General features: G+C 68.0%; 23 protein-coding genes. 13 read left to right on the top strand and 10 right to left on the bottom strand.

Annotated elements, in window-relative coordinates:
* Nucleotides 1-49 precede the first annotated feature (49 nt).
* The 4 genes from FBY28_RS01775 to FBY28_RS01760 form a co-directional block, all read right to left on the bottom strand.
* Nucleotides 50-1,486, bottom strand: coding sequence for a GuaB1 family IMP dehydrogenase-related protein (locus FBY28_RS01775; protein ID WP_141863801.1), 1,437 nt, complete (start codon nucleotides 1,484-1,486; stop codon nucleotides 50-52).
* A 109-nt stretch (nucleotides 1,487-1,595) separates the two neighbouring features.
* Nucleotides 1,596-3,050, bottom strand: a complete 1,455-nt coding sequence (gnd, locus tag FBY28_RS01770; protein WP_141863799.1) for an NADP-dependent phosphogluconate dehydrogenase — start codon at nucleotides 3,048-3,050, stop codon at nucleotides 1,596-1,598.
* 77 nt (nucleotides 3,051-3,127) lie between these two features.
* The gene (locus tag FBY28_RS01765; RefSeq protein WP_141863797.1) at nucleotides 3,128-4,075 is read right to left on the bottom strand and encodes a M56 family metallopeptidase; all 948 of its coding nucleotides are present in this window, start codon (nucleotides 4,073-4,075) and stop codon (nucleotides 3,128-3,130) included.
* A 14-nt stretch (nucleotides 4,076-4,089) separates the two neighbouring features.
* Nucleotides 4,090-4,506 (bottom strand): BlaI/MecI/CopY family transcriptional regulator, encoded by a 417-nt coding sequence (locus FBY28_RS01760; RefSeq protein WP_141863796.1) that lies wholly within the window; start codon nucleotides 4,504-4,506, stop codon nucleotides 4,090-4,092.
* 215 nt (nucleotides 4,507-4,721) lie between these two features.
* On the opposite strand from FBY28_RS01760, the gene FBY28_RS01755 reads away from it, so the two are divergent.
* The 8 genes from FBY28_RS01755 (at nucleotide 4,722) to FBY28_RS01720 (ending at nucleotide 10,503) form a co-directional block, all read left to right on the top strand.
* Nucleotides 4,722-5,501 carry an iron reductase gene (locus FBY28_RS01755; RefSeq protein WP_141863794.1) on the top strand — a complete coding sequence of 260 codons (780 nt, stop codon included), beginning with the start codon at nucleotides 4,722-4,724 and terminating at the stop codon, nucleotides 5,499-5,501.
* 179 nt (nucleotides 5,502-5,680) lie between these two features.
* Entirely contained in the window at nucleotides 5,681-6,082 is a 402-nt protein-coding gene (locus FBY28_RS01750; RefSeq protein WP_174241518.1) for a PaaI family thioesterase, read from the top strand.
* A 45-nt stretch (nucleotides 6,083-6,127) separates the two neighbouring features.
* Nucleotides 6,128-6,430, top strand: coding sequence for an urease subunit gamma (locus FBY28_RS01745; RefSeq protein WP_141863792.1), 303 nt, complete (start codon nucleotides 6,128-6,130; stop codon nucleotides 6,428-6,430).
* 10 nt (nucleotides 6,431-6,440) lie between these two features.
* Nucleotides 6,441-6,758, top strand: coding sequence for an urease subunit beta (locus tag FBY28_RS01740; RefSeq protein WP_141863790.1), 318 nt, complete (start codon nucleotides 6,441-6,443; stop codon nucleotides 6,756-6,758).
* Complete coding sequence (locus FBY28_RS01735) at nucleotides 6,755-8,488, top strand: urease subunit alpha (RefSeq protein WP_141863787.1); 1,734 nt, start codon at nucleotides 6,755-6,757, stop codon at nucleotides 8,486-8,488. Before FBY28_RS01740 ends, FBY28_RS01735 begins: the two co-directional genes overlap by 4 nt.
* Nucleotides 8,488-9,150 (top strand): urease accessory protein UreF, encoded by a 663-nt coding sequence (locus tag FBY28_RS01730; RefSeq protein WP_141863785.1) that lies wholly within the window; start codon nucleotides 8,488-8,490, stop codon nucleotides 9,148-9,150. Before FBY28_RS01735 ends, FBY28_RS01730 begins: the two co-directional genes overlap by 1 nt.
* Nucleotides 9,151-9,173: 23 nt before the next feature.
* Nucleotides 9,174-9,857, top strand: coding sequence for an urease accessory protein UreG (ureG, locus tag FBY28_RS01725; RefSeq protein WP_141863783.1), 684 nt, complete (start codon nucleotides 9,174-9,176; stop codon nucleotides 9,855-9,857).
* A 4-nt stretch (nucleotides 9,858-9,861) separates the two neighbouring features.
* Nucleotides 9,862-10,503: an urease accessory protein UreD gene (locus FBY28_RS01720; protein WP_141863781.1), complete on the top strand. Its 642-nt coding sequence runs from the start codon at nucleotides 9,862-9,864 to the stop codon at nucleotides 10,501-10,503.
* A gap of 14 nt (nucleotides 10,504-10,517) precedes the next feature.
* On the opposite strand, the gene FBY28_RS01715 is transcribed toward FBY28_RS01720, so the two are convergent.
* The 4 genes from FBY28_RS01715 to FBY28_RS01700 all read right to left on the bottom strand — a co-directional run bounded on the left by FBY28_RS01715 (nucleotide 10,518) and on the right by FBY28_RS01700 (nucleotide 14,252).
* The gene (locus FBY28_RS01715) at nucleotides 10,518-11,003 is read right to left on the bottom strand and encodes a DUF2628 domain-containing protein (protein ID WP_216847435.1); all 486 of its coding nucleotides are present in this window, start codon (nucleotides 11,001-11,003) and stop codon (nucleotides 10,518-10,520) included.
* A gap of 72 nt (nucleotides 11,004-11,075) precedes the next feature.
* Complete coding sequence (gene ndh, locus FBY28_RS01710) at nucleotides 11,076-12,461, bottom strand: type II NADH:quinone oxidoreductase Ndh (RefSeq protein ID WP_141863777.1); 1,386 nt, start codon at nucleotides 12,459-12,461, stop codon at nucleotides 11,076-11,078.
* 125 nt (nucleotides 12,462-12,586) lie between these two features.
* A complete protein-coding gene (locus FBY28_RS01705; RefSeq protein ID WP_141863775.1) occupies nucleotides 12,587-13,513 on the bottom strand; it encodes an LLM class F420-dependent oxidoreductase in 927 nt (308 codons plus the stop codon).
* Nucleotides 13,514-13,580: 67 nt separating this feature from the next.
* Nucleotides 13,581-14,252, bottom strand: a complete 672-nt coding sequence (locus tag FBY28_RS01700; protein ID WP_141863773.1) for an SDR family oxidoreductase — start codon at nucleotides 14,250-14,252, stop codon at nucleotides 13,581-13,583.
* A gap of 311 nt (nucleotides 14,253-14,563) precedes the next feature.
* On the opposite strand from FBY28_RS01700, the gene FBY28_RS01695 reads away from it, so the two are divergent.
* Nucleotides 14,564-15,556 carry an alanine and proline-rich secreted protein Apa gene (locus FBY28_RS01695; RefSeq protein ID WP_141863771.1) on the top strand — a complete coding sequence of 331 codons (993 nt, stop codon included), beginning with the start codon at nucleotides 14,564-14,566 and terminating at the stop codon, nucleotides 15,554-15,556.
* 187 nt (nucleotides 15,557-15,743) lie between these two features.
* Nucleotides 15,744-16,046, top strand: coding sequence for a GlsB/YeaQ/YmgE family stress response membrane protein (locus FBY28_RS01690; RefSeq protein ID WP_019510005.1), 303 nt, complete (start codon nucleotides 15,744-15,746; stop codon nucleotides 16,044-16,046).
* A 5-nt stretch (nucleotides 16,047-16,051) separates the two neighbouring features.
* On the opposite strand, the gene map is transcribed toward FBY28_RS01690, so the two are convergent.
* The gene (gene map, locus FBY28_RS01685; RefSeq protein WP_141869990.1) at nucleotides 16,052-16,819 is read right to left on the bottom strand and encodes a type I methionyl aminopeptidase; all 768 of its coding nucleotides are present in this window, start codon (nucleotides 16,817-16,819) and stop codon (nucleotides 16,052-16,054) included.
* Between the two features lie 109 nt (nucleotides 16,820-16,928).
* On the opposite strand from map, the gene FBY28_RS01680 reads away from it, so the two are divergent.
* The gene (locus FBY28_RS01680; protein WP_141863769.1) at nucleotides 16,929-17,195 is read left to right on the top strand and encodes a helix-turn-helix domain-containing protein; all 267 of its coding nucleotides are present in this window, start codon (nucleotides 16,929-16,931) and stop codon (nucleotides 17,193-17,195) included.
* Between the two features lie 4 nt (nucleotides 17,196-17,199).
* Here the strand turns inward: FBY28_RS01680 and FBY28_RS01675 are convergent, their stop codons facing one another.
* Nucleotides 17,200-17,976 (bottom strand): CPBP family intramembrane glutamic endopeptidase, encoded by a 777-nt coding sequence (locus FBY28_RS01675; protein ID WP_141863767.1) that lies wholly within the window; start codon nucleotides 17,974-17,976, stop codon nucleotides 17,200-17,202.
* An 84-nt stretch (nucleotides 17,977-18,060) separates the two neighbouring features.
* On the opposite strand from FBY28_RS01675, the gene FBY28_RS01670 reads away from it, so the two are divergent.
* Nucleotides 18,061-20,502: a CaiB/BaiF CoA-transferase family protein gene (locus FBY28_RS01670; protein WP_141863765.1), complete on the top strand. Its 2,442-nt coding sequence runs from the start codon at nucleotides 18,061-18,063 to the stop codon at nucleotides 20,500-20,502.
* Nucleotides 20,499-21,923 carry an aldehyde dehydrogenase gene (locus tag FBY28_RS01665; RefSeq protein ID WP_141863762.1) on the top strand — a complete coding sequence of 475 codons (1,425 nt, stop codon included), beginning with the start codon at nucleotides 20,499-20,501 and terminating at the stop codon, nucleotides 21,921-21,923. Before FBY28_RS01670 ends, FBY28_RS01665 begins: the two co-directional genes overlap by 4 nt.
* The last annotated feature ends 36 nt before the right edge of the window (nucleotides 21,924-21,959 follow it).

Here is a 21,959-nt window from a genome sequence, read left to right as displayed (position 1 = left end):
GGGCGGCGGAACTGGTCCATCCTAACTGCCCGCTGCGTGGCGCCGAGCATCACCAACCCGTCGGCAGCGGATGGCCTTCGGCGAAACCGGCGGCCGACTGCACCCCGAGGACGACCTTCTCGTGCAGTTCGGGCAGTGTCCGCGCGCCGACGTAGGTGCAGGTGCTGCGCACACCGGAGGTGATGTGGTCCAACAGGTCCTCGACACCGCCACGGTTGGGGTCCAGGCTCATCCGAGAGCTGGAGATCCCCTCTTCGAACAGCGCCTTGCGGGCCCGGTCGAATGCGCCGTCGCCCGCGGTGCGGGCGGCGACGGCCCGTTTGGAGGCCATCCCGTAACTCTCCTTGTATGGGCGGCCGTCGCGGTCGCGGAGCAGATCGCCGGGGGATTCGTACGTGCCGGCGAACCAGGAGCCGATCATCACATTGGACGCGCCGGCGGCCAGGGCGAGGGCCACGTCGCGCGGGTGGCGCACGCCGCCGTCGGCCCAGATGTGGCCACCGAGTTCGGTTGCCGCCGAGGCACATTCGACGACAGCGGAGAACTGCGGCCGGCCGACGCCGGTCATCATCCGAGTGGTGCACATCGCGCCGGGGCCGACTCCGACCTTGACGATCGAGGCGCCGGCGTTGATCAGGTCGCGGGTGCCCCCTGCCGAGACGACGTTGCCCGCGGCCAGCGGCAGCCCCAGATCCAGGGCGGCGACGGCGGCCACCGCGTCCAGCATCTTCACCTGATGGCCGTGCGCGGTGTCGATGACGATGAGGTCGACGCCGGACTCGGCGAGGTCGCGGGCCTTGGCCGCCACGTCACCGTTGATGCCGACGGCGGCGGCGATACGCAACCGTCCTGCGTCGTCGACGGCGGGGGAGTAGATGCCTGCGCGCACAGCGCCGGTTCGGGTCAGCACCCCGGCCAGGTTTCCCGCACCGTCGGTGAGCACCGCGACATCGATCGGCGCGTGGTCGAGAAGGTCGAACACCTTGCGCGGGTCGGTGCCGGCAGGCGCGGTGACGAAATCGCCGGTGGCCACGTCACGTACCCGGGCGAACCGGTCGACCCCGGCACATCCGGCCTCGGTGACGACGCCGACGGGCTTACCGTCGGAGACGACGACCGCCGCGCCGTGGGCTCGCTTGTTGATCAGGGCGAGCGCGTCGGAGACCGAGTCGTCGGGTGCCAGCTGAACCGGGGTGTCGGCGACCAGGTCACGGCTCTTGACGAAGTCGACCGTGTGCCGCACGGCTGCCAGCGGAACGTCTTGGGGCACAACGACGATGCCGCCGCGGCGGGCCACCGTCTCGGCCATCCGCCGGCCGGCGACCGCGGTCATGTTCGCCACCACGACCGGGATGGTGGTGCCCGATCCGTCGACGGTGGACAGGTCCACGTCGAAGCGGGAGGCGGCTTCCGAGCGGCCCGGCACGATGAAGACGTCGTTGTAGGTCAGGTCGTACGGGGGACGGTGGCCGTCGAGGAAACGCATACCCCGAGTCTAGTGGGCCCGGTTCCTCCCGCGAGCAGACGCGTTTACCCCCGAAAACCTCGCATTACAGGGGTAAACGTGTCTGCTCGCCGGAAAGGCCCGGAAGAGGCTAGGCCTCGATCTCGTTGCGCTGACCACTCCACAGCGTGTGGAACCGCTTGTCGCGGTCGGTGTCGATGCGCCCGTAGGTGTGCGCGCCGAAGAAGTCGCGCAGGCCCTGGGTCAGGGCCGCGGGCAGCCGTTCGGTGCGCAGGCCGTCGTAGTACGACAGCGCCGAGCTGAATCCGGGGATCGGGATGCCCAGCTCGGTGGCCTTGATCACGACACGGCGCCAACCGTCGATCGCGGCCTCGACGGCATCGCGGAAATACGGGTCGACGATCAACGTCGGCAACTCTGCGTTGTTGTCGAAGGCATCGGTGATTCGGTTGAGGAACTTGGCCCGGATGATGCAGCCGCCGCGCCAGATCCGCGCCATGTCGCCGGGGGTGATATCCCAGTTGTACTCGGCGCTGCCCGCCTGGATCTGGTTGAAGCCCTGTGCGTAGGCGATGATCTTCGAGGCGTACAGCGCCTGGCGGATGTCCTCGGTGAACTGCGCGGCATCTACCGGCTTTTCGCCGAGGTCCCCGGACGCCAGCCCGGTCGTGGCCTTGCGCTGGGCGACCGACCCGGACAGCGCGCGGGCGAAGACGGCCTCGGCGATGCCGGTGACCGGGACGCCGAGGTCGAGCGCGGACTTGACCGTCCAGCGGCCGGTGCCCTTCTGCTCGGCCTCGTCGAGGATCAGGTCGACCAACGGCTTGCCGGTCTTGGCGTCGACCTGCTTGAGCACCTCGGCGGTGATCTCGATCAGGTAGCTGTCCAGATCGCCTTTGTTCCATTCGGCGAAGACGTCGGCGATATCGGCGGCGGCCAGCCCGAGTCCGTCGCGCAACAGCTGGTAGGCCTCGCCGATGAGCTGCATATCGGAGTACTCGATGCCGTTGTGCACCATCTTGACGAAGTGACCCGCGCCGTCGGGGCCGATATGGGTGCAGCACGGGACACCGTCGACATGGGCGGAGATCTCCTCCAGCAGCGGGCCGAGGGACACATAGGACTCGGCGGGGCCACCGGGCATGATCGACGGGCCGTTGAGTGCGCCCTCCTCGCCGCCGGAGATCCCGGCGCCGACGAAGTGCAGGCCGCGCTCGCGGATCGCCTTCTCGCGGCGGATCGTATCGGTGTAGAGCGCGTTACCGCCGTCGATGATGATGTCGCCCGGCTCCATGGCGTCGGCGAGCTCGTTGATGACGGCGTCGGTCGGGTCGCCTGCCTTGACCATGATCAGCACTCGGCGCGGCTTCTCCAGCGCGTCGAGGAACTCCGCGATCGTCTCGCTGCGCACGAAGTTGCCCTCGCTGCCGTGCTCGGCCAGCAGCGCGTCGGTCTTGGCGATCGAACGATTGTGCAGCGCAACGGTGTAACCGTGCCGGGCGAAGTTACGCGCGATATTGGATCCCATGACCGCGAGGCCGGTGACCCCGATCTGAGCTTTACCGGTGTTGCCCGAGTTGGTCATGCGGGAGCCTTTCGCGTCGGTGTGCGTCCTTCTCGATCATTCCCTGACCACATCGCGCCCGCGGAACCGGGGGATCGCTAGCTGCTGAACAGGCGATGGAGTTCGGTCAGCCAGGGCAGTGCCAGCGCGATCGTGGGGACGATCAGGATGGCGGCCGCCGCGGTGTACGCGGCCACCGCAAGGGCCAGGCTGTTGCCCTCGCCGCACAGGCGTTGCACCCGGACCACGGTGGTCGGTCCGCCCGCGGCGAGCGCACCGGAGGGGGTGCGTCCGCCCGCGCACGCCACCAACGCCCGCGCCAGCGGTGTCGGTCCGGCGACCCGGACGGCGGCATCGTCGGCAAGCAGTTCGATCAGTAGGCGCACCGCGTCGAGGGCGTTACCGCTGCGGACGAACCGCGGGAACGCCCGGTGCACGGCGGTGAACATCTCCAGCACGAGGTCGTGGCGGGCCCGCAGGTGGGCGCGTTCGTGGGTGAGGATGGCCGAGATCTCGTTCTCCGACAGCGAGGTCAGGGTGCCCTCGCTGACCACCACACGGCTGCGCACACCGGGCAGGCAGTAGGCCATCGGCTGGGCGACGTCGAGGATGCGCAGGCCTGCCGGTCGGCGCGCCGGGGTGCTGATCTGATCGCGGCACTTACCGACCAGGTCGACAACCATGCGGTGGTGCGCGCGGCGGCGGCGGGTGGCCACACCCACCTGGATGACGGCGACGATCAGTCGGGCGCCGATCATCAGCGTCAGCGCGAAGACCACCACGTACAGCGCCCACAGCGGCCAGCCGAGGACCGCGATCTCGCTGGTCAGGGTGGCGGTCGGACGCCCGTCGGGCCCGGGCACGAACAGTCGGCTGGCGATGGCGATTCCCGCGGAGAACGCCGAGAGCACCGCGGCCAGTGCGATGGCCTGCCACAGCACGATCGCCGCACGTGGTGCCCGTAGCGGCCAGCGGGCCCGCGCCAACAGTGCGGGAACCGGACCGACGAGCACCAGCGCGACGACGGAGAAAGCCAGCGCGGACACGCCGCTAGTGTCTCTCAGTCGGTACCGGAATTACCAGTCGGTGTGACCGTCGCGTGCTTGGCTTCCAGTTCGGCCAGTGCCCGGCGCAGCGCGGCGGCCTCACCGGCGCCGACCCGTTCCACGAAATGCACGAGGGCGGCTTCGCGACTACCCGAATCGGCCGCCTGGTCGAGTGCGTCGACCATCAGGCCGGCAACCAGTTCGTCGCGTCCGTGCGTGGGCGCATACCGATGGGCACGGTCGTCGCGGTGTTGGACGACCAGATTCTTCTTCGCCAGCCGCTGCAGCACCGTCATGATCGTGGTGTAGGCCAGATCGCGGCGTGCGGCCAGCGCCTCGTGGACCTGGCGCACCGTCTGTGGTTCGCGCGAGGTCCAGAGGTGGTCCATCACTTCGCGCTCGAGTTCCCCGAGCCGCGTCAACTTGGCCATGTTCCGTTCACTCCCTGAGCAATGAAAACAGCGTACTACGCGCTTACTACCGTGCGTCGTATCCAATCACCGGGGTTGCCGCTCCGCGTGGCGAAGAAACTTCCCGCGCCGGTCACGGGGCGTTTTACGTGATCCTGTGAGTCCAGTCACACGCTTTGGCCCGTTGGTGGGTCATGACTATAGTAAGGCTAACCTAACCGATTGAGGAGGTGCCGATGACGGTCGTGGTCGACGATCCACTGATCGCCCGCATGTCGATCCGGCGGGCTTTGCCGCTGCATGAGTCGAGTCGCCGGCTGCGTGAGCTGTATCCGGAATGTCCACGTGTCTACGGCGTGGCCGTGATGGGCGATCTGTCCCGGCGCCGCTGGTGGCCGCTGATCGAAATGGTCACGACCGACCGTCTGCGCCTGATGTTCGATGCGGCCGTGGCCGAGACCGACAGTCGGGTTGCGGTCGCCCAGCAATTGGCGGCGACGCTCTCGCACGTGGTGATCGGCCGGGTCGTCCCGTTGGTGGCGCTCGAGGGCCGGGCCTGGGATGTCGGGCTGGAGAACCTGTGGGTGCACGTGGATTCCGAGGGTGCGATCGACTGGGTCGGCGTCGTGGATCCGACGCTGCGCGCGCTTCCCGACGATCCGCACCTGGCCCAACGTCGCAGTGTCGGGTCGGTGCGTACCCGGCGCGACGGCATCGTTGCACTGCCCAGTGAGGCGGCGCTGACGACCTGGGTCGCTCATCGCAGCCATCGCGCGCTGGCCCCGTTGTTCGCCAAGCTCCACGAGGTGAGCGATGGCGCCATCTCCATCGCGTCGATGTGGAACATCGTCGGCGCCGCAGTGGTGGGTGCCTCGACGCAGGTGCCCCTGCTCGCGGGTTCCAGTGAGCTGACGAGCATGAGCCGTGGGCAGGCAATTCTCGATGCATTGGTGGGCTTCGGGCTGCCGGTGCGCGGCGCGAGCAGATTCTCGGCAGGGAAAGCCTTGCTTAATTAGGCAAGCCTTGCCTATGATGATCATGCGAGACTAACGGACCGAGCCGGAGTCCTGAGGGCTGCAGAGACCCCCGGTCCACTCGAAGGAAGGGCCCCACGCGATACGCGTGGGGCCCTTCCGCATCTGCGGGGTGCAGTGGGTCGACGGCGCCTTCGCGCGACGGTGTAGACACATCATTCGTGACTTCTTCCTTGCCTCCCGGCCTCGGCGCCGGCTTCGACAGCGAACTGGGACTGCAGTACCTGGAGGTGACCCCCGACGGTGGCCGGGCACAGCTGGTCATCAGCGACAAGGTCAAGCAGCCGTGGGGGATCGTGCACGGTGGCGTCTACTGCGCCATCGTCGAGAGCCTGGCCAGTGTGTCCGGCCACGTGTGGCTCGCCGAGCACGGTGGCGGCACCGTCGTCGGCGTCAACAACAACACCGACTTCTTGCGCGCCATCAAATCCGGCACCGTCACAGCGGTATCGACGCCGATTCACCGCGGCCGTCGCCAGCAGCTGTGGCTGATCAACATCACCGACGAGGAGGGCCGCACCGTCGCACGCGGTCAGGTCCGGCTGCAGAACATCGCCGACTGACCGCAGCGCTGCCGAAACCGCGTCGGCGTGGCAGGATCGCGCACTATGCGTTTGACGCCGCATGAACAGGAACGGCTGCTCATCTCCTACGCCGCCGATCTGGCGCGCCGCCGCCAGGGCCGCGGTCTGTTGCTCAACCACCCGGAGTCCGTCGCGCTGATCACCGACCACATCCTGGAGGGTGCCCGTGACGGGCGCACGGTGGCCGAACTGATGGTCACCGGCCGCGAAGTCCTCACCCGCGATCAGGTCATGGACGGTATCCCCGAGATGCTGCACGATGTCCAGGTCGAGGCGACCTTCCCCGACGGCACCAAGCTCGTCACCGTCCACCAGCCGATCTCCTGAGGCCGTCACGATGATTCCCGGTGAGATCCTCTACGGCGACGGCGATGTCGAGCTCAACCGCGGTGCCGCGCGGCTGTCCCTGCCGGTGATCAACGGCGGCGACCGACCGATCCAGGTCGGCAGTCACGTGCACCTCGCGCAGGCCAACAGTGCGCTGGAGTTCGACAGGGTCACCGCGCGCGGCCATCGCCTCGACATCCCCGCCGGAACCGCGGTGCGGTTCGAACCCGGTATCGCCCAGACCGTGTCGCTGGTCCCGCTGGGCGGTACGCGCGAGGTGCACGGACTGTCGCTCGATCCGCCAGGAAGATTGGATCCGTCTCTGTGAGTTCACTGTCCCGCGACCGGTATGCCGCGCTGTTCGGACCCACCGCCGGTGACCGGATCAGGTTGGCCGATACCGATCTGGTCATCGAGATCACCGAGGACCGCAGCGGTGGGCCGGGGCTTGCCGGCGACGAGGCAGTCTTCGGCGGTGGCAAGGTGCTGCGTGAATCGATGGGCCAGTCCCGGGTCACCCGGGCGCAGGGCGCTCCCGACACCGTCATCACCGGCGCCGTCATCCTGGACTACTGGGGAATCATCAAGGCCGACATCGGCATCCGTGACGGCCGCATCGTGGCCATCGGTAAGGCGGGTAATCCGGACATCATGTCGGGGGTGCACCCCGATCTGGTGGTCGGGCCTTCTACCGAGATCATCGCGGGTAACGGCCGCATCGTGACCGCGGGCGCCATCGACTGTCACGTGCACCTGATCTGCCCGCAGATCATGGCCGAAGCGCTCGGCGGCGGCATCACGACGATCGTGGCAGGCGGCACCGGTCCGGCCGAGGGCAGCAAGGCCACCACCGTGACCCCGGGGGCGTGGCATCTGGGCCGGATGTTGGAGGCCCTGGATTCCTGGCCGCTGAACATCGCCCTGCTCGGCAAGGGCAACACCGTGAGCCACGAGGCGATGTGGGAGCAATTGCGTGGCGGTGCAGCGGGTTTCAAGCTGCACGAGGACTGGGGGACCACCCCGGCGGCGATCGACGCCTGTCTCACCGTCGCCGACGCCGCGGGAGTGCAGGCCAACATCCACACCGACACCCTCAACGAGATGGCCTTCGTCGAGGACACCCTGGCCGCGATCAAGGGCCGGTCCATCCACGCCTATCACACCGAGGGTGCCGGCGGCGGGCACGCGCCCGACATCATCACGGTCGCCTCGCACCCGAATGTGCTTCCCAGCTCCACCAACCCGACCCGCCCGCACACCGTCAACACCCTCGACGAACATCTCGACATGCTGATGGTGTGTCATCACCTCAATCCGCGCATCCCCGAGGATCTCGCGTTCGCGGAGAGCCGGATCCGGCCGTCGACGATCGCCGCCGAGGACTTGCTGCACGATATCGGCGCCATCTCGATGATCGGATCGGACGCCCAGGCGATGGGTCGTATCGGTGAGGTGGTGTTGCGGACCTGGCAGACCGCGCATGTCATGAAGCGCCGCAGGGGAGCGCTCGAAGGCGACGGATCCGGCCCCGGGGGAGCCGACAACAACCGGGCCCGCCGGTACGTGGCCAAGTACACGATCTGCCCGGCGGTCGCGCACGGCCTCGACGATGAGATCGGGTCGGTCGAGGTCGGCAAGCTCGCCGACCTGGTGCTGTGGGAGCCGGCCTTCTTCGGTGTGCGCCCGCACGCCGTGGTCAAGGGCGGCATGATCGCCTGGGCGGCGATGGGGGATGCCAACGCGTCCATCCCGACCCCGCAGCCCGTGCTGCCGCGGCCCATGTTCGGCGCGGACCCGGTGGCCGCCGCCGCCACATCGGTGCATTTCGTCGCGCCCGCCGCCGTCGAGGACGGATTGGCCGATCGCCTGGATATCCGGCGAAAGCTGTTGCCGGTCAAGAACGTCCGTCAGGTCGGAAAGGCGCAGATGCCGCTCAACGACGCCATGCCCCGCATCGAGGTCGACCCCGACACGTTCACCGTCCGGATCGACGGCGATGTGTGGACCGAACAACCCGCCGCCGAATTGCCGATGGCGCAGCGCTACTTCCTGTTCTGATGCTCGCCCAGGCTCCGCACGGTTTGGCCACGCTGCTCACCCTCGCCGATTCCCGGCTGCCCACCGGTGGACATGTGCACTCCGGTGGCATCGAAGAGGCGATCACCACGGGCCGGGTGCACGATCTTCCCACGCTGCGCGCGTATCTGCGCCGCCGGATCGGCACCCAGGGGCTGGTGAGCGCCTCGCTGGCCGCTGCTGTTCACCGCGGTGAGCTGTCTGTCGAGCTGGCCGACGCCGAAACCGATGCCCGCACACCGTCGCCGGCCGCCCGCGCCGCTTCGCGCGCCCAGGGCCGCGGACTCCTGCGGCTGGCCAAACGCGTATGGCCGGATTCCCGACCGGAGATTGGTTGGGCCGCCCTTGGTGCCAAACCGCACCTGCCGGTGGTCGCCGGCGTGGTGGGTGGCATCAGCGGGATCGCCCCCGAGCACACCGCGCTGTCGCTGGTCTACACGACCATGACGGGGTCGGCGACCGCCGCGCAGCGCCTGCTGGCGCTGGACCCGGCCGACGTGGCCGCCGTGACCTTCGAGCTGTCCGCGCTGTGCGCGCAGACCGCCGCGCAGGCGCTCGAGGGCCTTGCCGATCTGTCCGACCCGCTGCTCGACGTGTTGGCCGAACACCACGCCGCGCGTGAGCGCCCCCTGTTCTCGTCCTGACCGACCGATATCGAAGGAATGACATGCCCCCACATCTGATCGACGGCGAACCGCACGATCACCACCACGATCGGCCGAAGCGGGTCCGCCGTCCCGGCGAACCGCTGCGTATCGGGATCGGCGGGCCGGTCGGGTCGGGTAAGACCGCGTTGACCGCCGCGTTGTGCCGGCAGCTCCGCGATGAGCTCTCGCTGGCCGTACTGACCAACGACATCTACACCACCGAGGACGCCGACTTCCTGCGCCGCCACGCCGTACTGCCCGACGAGCGCATCACCGCGGTGCAGACCGGCGGCTGCCCGCACACCGCCATCCGCGATGACATCACCGCCAACCTCGATGCGATCGACGATCTGATCGCCGCGAATCCACGCCTCGACCTGATCCTCGTCGAATCCGGCGGCGACAATCTGACCGCCACGTTCTCCTCGGGCCTCATCGATGTCCAGATCTTCGTCATCGATGTCGCCGGCGGGGACAAGGTGCCACGCAAGGGTGGCCCGGGGGTGACCTTCTCGGATCTGTTGGTGATCAACAAAACCGACCTGGCGCCGATGGTGGGGGCCGATCTGGACGTCATGCGCCGGGATTCGACGATGGTGCGCGGGGATCGGCCGTTCGTGCTCATCTCGCTGACCGAGGACCCCACGGCGGGGCCGGTGCTGGCGTGGGTTCGTGAACAACTCCAGGTGTCGGTGTCGGGCTGACATCGTGCGTTCCGACGTCCTGTTGGTGGCGCGGCCCGGTCGTGGCGCGCATATCGAATGCACCGGTGGCATCACCGCCCGGCGCACCGGTGCCGAGACCGTGCACCTGCTCTCGGCGGCCGCCACACCCTTGGGCGGCGACGTCATCACCGTACGGATCGTCGTGGAGGCGGGGGCGCGGTTGGCGGTGCGGTCGGTGGCAGCCACCGTCGTGCTGCCCGGCGCCGCGAGCGCCGAGTCGCACAGCACGTGGGAAGCGGAGGTGTGCGGCGAGCTGGACTTCGACCCGGAGCCGACCGTGATCGCGGGCAGCTCACGGCATTCGGCGGCCACCCGAGTCCGGATGGCCGCCGACGCGAGGATTCGGGTGCGCGAACGCATCCAGATCGGCAGGCACGGTGAACGCGACGGGTACTGGACCGGGTCGCTGCGCGCCGATATCGACGGTGCACCGTTGCTGCGGCACCGCGTGGAGATGGGCACCGCATCGGTCAGCGATGATCAGATTGCCGCGCCACGCGCGTGTATCAGCGAATTACGCTATCCACAAGCATCTTTCGCCGGTGTTGGGACGGTGCTCAGTCTTGCCGCAGGCGGGGCGTTGTCGACCTGGCAGGGCCTGCGACTCGACGAGGCGCCGACCTGACCCGCGCGATCGGTTCAGCGCTTTCCGCGGAACATCGGCGCACCCTCGAAGGGGTTCCAGCTGGTGCTGGCGCGCGTCACGTGCAGGAAGTAGGCCCAGTTGGCCGTGCTGGAGTAGAGCACGCCGATCGCGGCGCCGTACGCCGCCGAGGAGAAGGTGAAGTTCAGCGCGATTTCGATCACGCTGATCACCGCCGCCAGCACGAACGAGATGCCGAACAGGCTCAACCCTTTTCGCCACGGTCCCTTGATGGCGAAGTAGATCGGTCCGAAGAAGAACGCCGGGCCGTTGGCCCCCAACCGCATCCGCTGGCCGAATGACAGTTGCTTGAACGCAGCCTGCGCGGCCGGCGTGGATGCCGGGTACCCGTAGCGGGAGAAGAAGTCGAAGCGGCTACGCCACTGCTCGGGAACCTGGAAGCCCGCCGGTCCGGGAACCGGTGCGCCGTAAGGGATGTCGGGATTCTGGGGATACTGGGACGGGAAGCCGCTATCTGTCACCGCGCCATAATACCGTTCGCGCACTTCATTGTGCGGCCACGGTCGGTGGATCACATGGGCGGTGAGATCGGTTCAGCTGGCGGCTTTCTCGCTCTCCTGAACCGAGGCCGCGATCTCCTGGAGTTCCTCGATCCTGATCCGCGCGTAGGCCTGCTGCTCGGTGATGGTCAGCTGTCCCCGCTGTCGGCTCAGGAAGGTCACCGCCCACGACAACAACGTCGCGATCTTAGTCTTGAAGCCGACCAGATAGATCAGGTGCAGGCCCAGCCAGGCGAGCCAGGCGATAAACCCGCCGAACTCCAGCTTGCCGACCTTGGCCACCGCGTTCCACTTCGACACTGTGGCCATCGAGCCCTTGTCGAAGTATTTGAACGGCACCCGTGGCTTGGGCTTGGTGCCGTGGGCGCGCGCTGCCGCCTCGTTCTTCACGATCGCCGCGACGTACTTGCCGCCCTGGATCGCACCCTGCGCCATGCCCGGCACGCCCGGCACGAAGGCCATATCGCCGACCACGAAGACGTTCGGGTGCCCCGGGATCGACAGATCGGGGTTGACGACAACACGACCGGCGCGATCGATCTCGGTCTCCGACTGCGCCGCCAGGTCCTTGCCCAGCGGGCTGGCCTGCACACCCGCCGACCACACCTTGCACGCCGACTCGATGCGGCGCAGCGTGCCGTCTTTGTCCTTGACGGTGATGCCGTTGCGGTCGACATCGGTGACCATGGCGTTGAGCTGGATCTCGACGCCCATCTTCTCCAGCCGTTCCTTGGCCTTGAGCCCGAGCTTCTCACCCATCGGCGGCAACACCGCCGGGGCGGCATCCAGCAGGATGACGTGGGCTTCGGTGGGATCGATGTGGCGGAAACTGCCCTTGAGCGTCTGATCGGCGAGCTCCTGGATCTGACCGGCCATCTCGACACCGGTCGGACCGGCGCCCACGACCACGAACGTCAGCAGTTTCTTGCGGCGCTCCGGGTCGCTGGAGCGTTCGGCCTGCTCGAACGCGCCCAGGATGCGTCCGCGAAGTTCCAGCGCATCGTCGATGGTCTTCATACCCGGCGCCCACTCCGCGAAGTGGTCATTGCCGAAGTAGGACTGACCGGCACCGGCCGCCAGGATCAGGGTGTCGTATGGGGTGCTGTAGGTGTGCCCCAGCAGCACCGACTCGACGGTCTTCTTCTCCAGGTTGACGTGGGTGACGTCGCCGAGGAGTACCTGAGCGTTGCGCTGCTTGCGCAGGATGAGCCGCGTCGGCGGGGCGATCTCACCCTCGGAGATGATGCCCGTGGCCACTTGGTACAGCAGCGGCTGGAACAGGTGATGGGTGGTGCGCGCAATCAACTTGATGTCGACGTCGGTGCGCTTGAGCGCCTGCGCGGCGTTCAAACCACCGAAACCCGATCCGATGATGACGACCTTGTGCCGATCCGATGCCGTAGCTCCGGGATGGCTCATCTCTGCTCCTAGCGAAGTGCTTTGTCAGTACAACCCCAGGGTAGTCGGTGGCCATCCCAGCAGCGCGGTGAGATGGCACACCGGACCGAGAATTCATCCCGTAGACCGGGCTCGCACCACGAGCTCTACCCCGAGATCAGGGGTTTCAGCGCCTCGGCAACACCCGTGACTCCGCCGGGGACGTATCCGCCCATGGTCACCGGGCTCAGGATGACGCCGTCGACCCCGATGTCGTACACCTTCTCCTTGAGCTGCTCGGCGATCTGATCGGGACTGCCGAACACGGCCTGCTGCTTGAAATCGTCCGGGATCATCTCGGCGGTGAACTGTTCGCCGATCAGCGCGACGACCAGCATGCTGGTCTCCAGCGTCGCCGGGTCGCGGTCGATCTCCTCGCATCTGGCCCGCACGACATCGAGCTTGCGGGGCAGCTCGTCGAAGCCGGCGATGATGTTGAGGTGGTCGAAGTGCCGCGCGGCCAACGGGATGGTCTTCTTCTCGCCGCTGCCCCCGATCATCAGCGGAATGTGTTGGCGGAAGCGGGGATTGGCGAACGCTTCGTTGGTGCGGTAGTAGGTGCCGTCGACGGTGACACGCTCACCCTTGATCATCGGGATGATGATGCTCAACGCCTCGTCGAGCTTCTTGAACCGATCGGTGAACGTGCCGAACTCGAAACCCAGGCTGTCGTGTTCGAGTTCGAACCACCCGGTGCCGATACCGAGGATGGCGCGGCCCTGGCTGATCACGTCGAGCGTGGTGATCTCCTTGGCCAGCACCGTCGGATTGCGATAGGTGTTGCCCGTGACCAGCGTTCCCAGCTGGACCCGTTCGGTGGCTGTCGCGAGGGCGCCGAGGGTGGTGTAGGCCTCCAGCATCGGCTCTTCGGGGGCGCCGAGTCCGGGTAGTTGGTAGAAGTGGTCCATCACGAAGACCGAGTCGAAACCGGCGTCCTCGGCCTCGCGGGCCTGCGCGATCACGGTCGGGAAAAGCTCGGAGATGCCGGTGCCGTAGGAGAAGTTGGGGATCTGGAGTCCAAGTCGAATCGCCATGGACTCACCAAACCACAGCGAACCGGAGTGGTCACCCCGTTTCAGCTTGGGGTGAACGCGGAATATTTCAGCCGAATTGTGCCAACGCGCCCTGGCTCACGTGCAGCGTTTCGCCCGTGATGTGGCGGGCCGCCGGTGTGGTGAGGAACAGTGCCAGCCGGCTGATCTCGGCGGCAGTCGAGCCCGGCGCCGGGTCGGCACCCGGGTAGCCGGCCTCGGCGCTGCGGCCCGCGGCGATGGTGTTGATGGTGATGCCGCGAATGCCGAAGTGGGCGGCCTGGCCCGCGGTCCAGTTCGACAGCGCAGCCTTGATCGCGGCGTCGGCACTGCCCTCTGCGGGATTCTCGGCAACGATGTTGAGGATCGATCCACCGGAGCTCAGCTGATCGCCGAGGACGGTCACGGTCAGCACCGCCGAGAGGACGGTGGTGTCCAGCGCATGTCGCCAGGTAGCGGCGCGCTCGGCCAGCGAGTGTGTCCGAGGATCGCCGGCGTCCCAGCGCGGTGCCGGAACGTTGACGATGCCGTCCAGATGTTGGGGGAGTGATCCGCGTGCGGCCTCAAGGCTGGCCGGATCGATGTTGTCCAGGACGACGAAGTCGACGTCGAGTTCCTTGGCGGCCACCTCGAGCTCCGCGCGTCGCGAGCCGGCGATCAGGACATCGTGGCCGGCTTCCCGGAAACCGCCGGCGATCTGACGGCCGAGGTCGGTGTCGCCACCGGTGAGCAGCACGTGCATCGAACCCTCCTTGGTTCAGCGCTGAGTCAGCGAATACCGGCGATGTTACTGGACAGTAGCTAGGAGGTGAAATCCGACGCGCCCACCCGGAGGCGGTGCGGTAACGCCGGCGTGTGCTCGCGCGAAACACCGTTGAGACCCGCTGAACGTGCGCCGCGCACGATCGGTGCACCCGTGATCGACGACCGAGGTCGGCAACGTGGGTAGGGTCTACTGGCGTCGTGTTTTGGTGTCGTTAGCTATCTTTCAGCAAAACACTATTAGAGCAACTCACACTTGCGTCACGGCCGTAACACGGTATTTTCTTCTCCATGGATCAGTCGGACGTGAATTCCTCACACCGCAGGCGCCGCACCGCCGGGTTGCTGGCGGCTGCCGCGGCCGGGGCAACAGCCGCCGCGCTGACGCTGCCGGTGGCGGTCTCGCATGCCGAACCTGTTCCCGCACCGCCTCCTCCGGTACCTGCCGAGCCCGCACCAGCACCGGCTCCCGCACCAGCGCCAGCACCGGCTCCCGGGGTGCCCGCACCGGCCCCGCTGCCGCCGGGGGTGCCACCGCCGCCCGCTGATCCGAACGCGCCGCCGGTGGACCCCAATGCGCCACCAGCGCCCGCGCCGGAGCCGGGCCGGGTCGACAACGCGGCCGGGGGTTTCAGCTATGTCGTGCCCGAGGGCTGGAAGGTCGCCGACGCCACGCAGCTGTCGTACGGCCAGGCGCTGCTGACCAAGATTCCGCCGGCGGGCACGGAACAGCCGACCAACGACACCAGCGTGCTGCTCGGCAGGCTCGACCTGAAGCTCTTCGCCGGTTCCGAAGCCGACAATGCCAAGGCCGCGACCAGGTTGGCCTCGGATATGGGTGAGTTCTTCATGCCGTTCCCCGGGACCCGGCTCGGACAGGAGAGCGCCCCGCTGACCGCGGGTGATCTCACCGGCTCCGCGTCCTACTACGAGGTCAAGTTCACCGATACCAACAAGCCCAACGGGCAGATCTGGTCCGGGGTCGTCGGCACCCCGGTTGCCGCGGGCACCCGTGGGCAGCGTGCTCCCGAGCGTTGGTTCGTGGTGTGGCTCGGAACGGCGAACAACCCGGTCGACAAGGCGGCCGCCGTGAATCTCGCGCAGTCGATCAGGCCGTGGTCACCGCCTCCTCCGCCGCCGCCGCCGGACCCCAACGCGCCTCCGCCGCCGCCGGATCCCAACGCGCCTCCGCCGGACCCGAATGCGCCGCCGCCGCGTCCCGCGGTGGGTGTCCCGGTGCCGGTGGATCCGAATTCCGCTCCGGGGATGCTGCCGCCGGCCTGATCCAGACCGGCCTGATCCACGTCGGCCTGATCCATACTGTGCCGACAACCGACTCTGGCACGATCGTGCCCGTTTTGACGGCGTGATCGTCACCTGACCGGGGTACACCGGAAAGCAGCACGGCCTGAAGGGGCTGCGCATCCCGCTACGGGGAGCCCATCCGGGGTATCTAGGCAGGAGTGTTGATATGGACATGCTGGCGGCAACAGAAGTTCTTGCCCGCTCGACCACCCAGACGAGCGTGGGGTGGATCGGCTACATCATCATCGGAGCGATCGCAGGCTGGATCGCCGGAAAGCTCGTCAAGGGCACCGGATCCGGGATCCTGATGAACATCGTCATCGGCATCGTCGGTGCGCTCATCGGCGGTTTCCTGCTCAGCTTCTTCCTCGACACCGCCGGTGGCGGATGGTGGTTCACGTTGTTCACCGCGGTGCTGGGTTCGGTGATCCTGTTGTGGATCGTCGGGCTCGTCACCAAAAAGTCGTAGCCGTCTCAGCCGGGCACGGTGAGCACCCGAGGCGCTCCGTCGGTGACGGCGATGGTGTGTTCGCTGTGCGCGGTGCGGGAGCCGTCGGCGGACCGAATGGTCCAACCGTCCGGGTCGTAGACGATCCGGACGGTGCCGGCGGCCAGCCACGGTTCCAGTGCCAATGTGAGACCCGGGCGTAGTTTCAGGCCGCGACCGGCCCGGCCGATATTGGGCACGTGGGGGTCCTCGTGCATGGTGCGGCCCAGCCCGTGCCCGCCGAAGTCGGTGTTCACGGGGTAGCCGTAATCGGCCGCGACGTTCCCGATGGCCGCGGAGATGTCGCCGAGTCGGTTTCCCGGTACCGCCGCAGCGATACCGGCGGCCAGTGCGCGCTCGGTGGCCTCGATCAGCCGCAGGTCCTCGGCCCTGGGGGTGCCGACGGTGATGCTGCGGGCCGAATCGGCCACCCAACCATCGATCGATACGGCAATGTCCATGGTGAGCAGGTCGCCGTCGGCGAGTGTGTAGTCGTGCGGAAGACCGTGCAGCACCGCGTCGTTGACCGACAGGCAGATCACATTGCGGAACGGTCCGCGGCCGAAGGAGGGCGCGTAGTCCCAGTAGCAGGACTGCGCTCCGCGTTCGGCGATCAGGTTGCGGGCGCGCAGTTCGAGGTCGAGCAGATTGACCCCGGGCCGGGCGCGCCCGGCGAGGTCGTCGAGAAGGGCGGCGATGAACGCCCCGGTGACCGCCATCGCGTCGACTTCCTGCGCTGTCTTCAGTTCCACCATGTTCGCCTGCGCCCCATCGTGATCGTCGAGGCCGGTATGAAAATACCGGCTGACGATCACGGTAGCCCATAATCCCGGTATTTTCATACCGGCGCGCTACGCTGGCCGCATGGTGCGCCTTCCGCTGACCGCCGAACAGCTCGCCGCCGGTAAACGCATCGGTGAGCAACTCCGCCACGCGCGTGGCGAGCGGACGCTGGCCGACGTTGCGGCATCGGCCGGGATCTCGCCGGAAACACTTCGCAAGATCGAGACCGGCCGGTTGGCGACGCCGGCATTCACCACCGTGGCCGCATTGGCGCGGGTGCTACCGGTGTCGCTGGACGAGCTGGCCGACAGCTGCCTGTTTCCCGTCGATCTGGAGCACGCCGGCTGACCGTTCAGCTGGAGGCGTGCCACACCAGCGCCGCTGCCAGTGCGCCCATCCCATTGAGTGACCAGTGCAGCGCGATCGGTGCGATGAGGCTGCCGCTGCGGCGCCGTAGCCAGGTGAATACGAAACCCGCGGCGCCGGTGACGATCACGGCGCCGACGATGCCGGCCACCATGCCGAACACGCCGCCGCCGAGGATGCGGCTGAAACCGACATTGCCACTGGTCAACCCGAACGAGCTGGCGATATGCCAGAGGCCGAACAGCAGCGATCCGGCGGCTGCGACCCCGCGGAAACCCCAGGCGCGATCCAAGGCACCGTGCAGGACCCCGCGGAATGCGAGCTCCTCGGGAATCACGGTCTGCAGCGGGATGATCACCATCGACGCGATGAGCGCGCCGGACAGCGTGGCGTAATGGTTGTTCATGAACATCGGCCGGGTCCACGGCAGCGCGACACCGATCGCGATGACGGCGAGCACGATCCCGACGGCGGCCAGTGCGTAGCCGGCGCCTGAGCGCCACTGTTCGCGGCCGAGACCCAGTTCCGACCAGCCCAGCCCCCGCGAGCGCACCAGGATCACCAGGCCGACGGCGGCCGCGGGGACGATGGCGACATTGGCCCACGGGGTGGTGAAATGTGCGACGAGGTTGGTGGCCACCAGCACGGCGACGACGATGGCCACATCGACGTACACCCGGAAGCGGTGCACCGCGGAAAGCTGCCCGACCAGAGGGTGGGCAGGCGAATCGATCGGTGAAACCACCGCGCCGGCGTCAGACATCGCTTGTCAGTGTACGCGGCGGTGTTGTCTACCTAAGTTAGCGAACTGACGCGCTAAGGTGTCGGACGTGCGGAAGAAGACACTGTGACGGCGGGACAGGTGCTGCTCGACGGCGTCCGCGTTCTCGACGCCGCCGGACCCGCCGGGGCCGCGGTCACCCGGCTGCTCGCCGATCTGGGTGCCGACGTCCTCAGGGTCGACGTCCGCAGGGTCGACGTCCGCAGGGTCGACGTCCTCAGGGTCGACGTCCGCAGGGTCGACGTCCGCAGGGTCGAGGTGCCCGGTCGCGATGACAGGCCGGCACCGCCCCTGGTGGGCTCCCTGAGTATCCCGCACACGCTGGACAACGCCAACAAGCGGTTGCTGTCGCTGGATCCGGCGGCCGACACCGACCGCGACCGGTTCCACGAGCTGGTCGCTGGCGCCGACATCCTGGTGGCCGACGGCCGACTCGCCGCCGAGTTCGGCGCCACCGCCGCCGAACTCGCCGATCGCCACCGTGACCTCGTGGCCATGACGATCACCGACTTCGGTGCCGACGGACCGTACCGGAGCTGGCGCGGTACCGACGCGGTCTTCTACGCGATGTCGACGGCGCTGTCGCGCTCCGGACCCGCCACCGGCACCCCGGTACTTCCCCCGGTGGGGATCGCTTCGGCGACGGCCGCCGCCCAGGCCGCCTGGGCGGTACTGGCCGCTTACTACCACCGCCTGCGCCACGGTGGAGGCGAGCACATCGACTTCTCCCGATTCGAGGCCGTGGTCCAGGCCCTCGATCCACCCTTCGGTTCCCAGGGACAGGCCGCGGCCGGACTCAAACGCACCGGCGGATGGCGTGGACGCCCGAGAAACCAGCAGATCTACCCGACCTTCCGATGCCGCGACGGTCACGTCCGCATCTGTCTTCTCTCGCCCCGGCAGTGGCGCGGGATGCGGGCCTGGCTCGGCGAGCCCGCGGAGTTCGCGGACCCCGAGTTCGACTCGATCGCCGCCCGGTTCGCCGCCACCGAACAGCTCAATGCGCTGATCGGTGCGCTGTTCGCCGAGCACACGATGGCCCACCTGGTCGAGCAGGGGCAATCACGCGGGGTGCCGATCGCGGCGGTGCAGACTCCGGCGGAGGCGCTGGCCTCCGATCATCTGCGCACCGTCGGCGCCCTGGCCTCGCTGCCGGTGGCCCCCGGCGCGTCGGTGACCGTGCCGGTCGGACCCTTCGTCATCGACGGACAGCACCGCGGGCTGAGGCGGCCCGCGGTGGCCGATGCCGGGGCGCAGTGGCTCGGTGCACCCAACGCGTTGGGGCGTCCGCAGAAGCAGGGTGCGCGGCCGTTCGACGGTTTGCGGATCCTGGACCTCGGCGTCATCGTCGCCGGCGGCGAACTGGGGCGGCTGTATGCCGATCTCGGCGCGCGCGTGGTGAAGGTGGAGAGCGCTGCCTATCCCGACGGGCTGCGCCAGACCGCGCCGGGGCAGCCCATGAGCGCATCCTGGGCGCTGACCCACCGCAATGAGCTCAGCTTCGGCGTCGATCTGCGCAGCCCCGAGGGCGCCGAGATCTTCGCCAAGCTGGTCAGTCGGACCGATTTGGTGTTCGCCAACTTCAAGCCGGGAACCCTTGCCGGGCTTGGCTTCTCGTTCGAGAAGCTGCAGCAGATCAACCCGCGACTGGTGCTGGCGGAAAGCAGTGCGTTCGGCGACACGGGGCCGTGGAGTGCCCAGATGGGCTATGGGCCGCTGGTGCGCGCCACCACCGGCGTCACCCGGCTCTGGCGCGCCGCCGGGAGCCGGGGGAACAGTTCTGCGGCGTTCTTCGATGCCACCACGGTGTTCCCCGATCACGTCGCCGCCAGGATCACCGCCATCGCCACCCTGGCTGCGCTGATCGGCCGTGAACGCACCGGCACCGGGGCGCATGTGCACATTTCGCAGGCCGAGGTGGCGATCAACCAGCTCGCGGTGGCCTATGTCGCCGAAGCCGCCGCCCAGTCCGGGCTCGCCCTCACCGCGGACCCTGCCGTGCACGCGGTGTGCCCCTGCGCCGGTGACGACGAATGGTGCGTCATCTCGGTGCGTGACCAGACCGACCGCGACACGCTGGCCGCGCTGATCGGCATCGACCTGCCCGCCGAGGCGGCCGCGCTGACGGCCATTCTCGGTGCCTACACCAGCGGGCGCGACAAGCACGAGATCACCGAGCAACTGCAGGGGGCCGGCATCCCGGCCGGGCCGATGAACCGTCCTGCCGATGTCCTTGACGATGTGCAGCTGCAATTCCGCTCGCTCTACACCGATCTGGAGCATCCGCTGTTCGACGAACCGATGCCCAGTGAGACCGGACCCGCGCCCTATCGGCGGATACCGCGCGGCGAGCTGCGCCCGGCACCGACGGCGGGGGAGCACACCCGCGATATCGCCCACCGCGCACTCGGGCTCGACATATCCGATATCGACCGGTTGATCGCCGATGGTGTTCTCTTCGAGAGTGCACCGGTCGCCACCCCCACCGACGCGAGGACCACGACATGAGCACCGCATCAATCTTCATCGACGGCGAGTTCCGTTCGGCATCGCAGTCGGCCCCGGTCATCGAGGCGGCCACCGAGCAACAGCTCGGACTGGGTTCGGCGGCAACCGAATCCGAGGTCGACGCCGCGGTGGCGGCGGCGCGGTCCGCGCTGATCGGATGGCAACAGACCCCGGCCACCGAACGCGCGGCGATCCTGCGGCGTTTCGCCGACGCCCTGCAACAGCGCGGCCCCGACACCCACACGCTGTGTTCGCGCGAGAACGGGATGCCCATCCGGTTGTCCAAGGGCGCCAATGGCCTGTACCCCGCGCTGCTACTGCGCTACTACGCCGACCTCGTCGACCGCGGTGTCGACGAGGAGACCAGGCCGGCGGCCATCGGACACACCATCGTGCGTCGCGAACCGGTCGGGGTGGTCGCCGCGATCACACCGTGGAACTATCCGCAGGCCCTCGCCGCCATGAAGATCGCGCCGGCGCTGGCCGCCGGCTGCACCATGGTGCTCAAGGCCGCACCCGAAACCGCCCTGGACGCCTTGGTGTTCGCCGAGGCGGCCCAAGAGGCCGGATTGCCTGCCGGGGTTCTCAACGTGCTGGCCGGTGGGCCGCAGGCCGGGGCTCATCTGGTGTCACACCCCGGGGTGGACAAGGTCGCCTTCACCGGTTCGACCGCAGCCGGGCGGGCCATCGCCGAGACGTGCGGCCGACTGCTGCGTCCGGTCACGCTAGAACTGGGCGGCAAATCGGCTGCGATCATCCTCGACGACGCCAACCTGGATGCCACCGTCAAGGGTCTGCGTTCGGCCTCGTTCGTGAACAACGGTCAGACCTGTCATCTGAGTTCGCGGATCCTGGCCCCACGCTCGCGTTACTGCGAGGTGGTCGACGCCGTCGCCGCCCTGGCCGACGGACTGGTGGTCGGTGACCCGCTGCAGAAGTCCACCGATATCGGGCCGCTGGTCAGCAAGCGTCAGCAGCAGCGCGTGCTGGAGTACATCGAGGTGGGCCGATCCGAGGCCAAACTGGTTGCCGGCGGCGCGGTTCCGGCGGATCAACCGCAGGGCTGGTTCGTGGCGCCGACAGTGTTCGCCGATGTCGACAACTCGGCGCGCATCGCCCAGGAAGAGATCTTCGGCCCGGTGCTCACGGTGATCCCGTACGGCTCGGACCAGGAGGCGATCGATATCGCCAACGACAGCGAGTTCGGCCTCGGCGGCACGGTGTGGTCCCAGGACGTCGAACGCGCCACCGAGATCGCGCGCGCCGTCCACACCGGCACCATCGGCGTCAACGAGTATCAGCTCGACGTGAACGCACCCTTCGGTGGCGTCAAGGCCAGCGGTCTCGGTCGCGAGCTCGGCCCCGAGGGGCTGGCCGCCTATCAGGTGCTCAAGTCGATCTACCGCGTCGGCCCCGCCTGATCCCCAACCCGACGAGCGTGCGTGTCTGCACCCCGA

The organism is Arthrobacter sp. SLBN-53, from assembly GCF_006715585.1.
Classification (GTDB): Bacteria; Actinomycetota; Actinomycetes; order Mycobacteriales; family Mycobacteriaceae; genus Mycobacterium; species Mycobacterium neoaurum_A.
The sequence above is the reverse complement of the archived record's forward strand: the minus strand, read 5'-3'. Positions and strand labels throughout refer to the sequence as shown.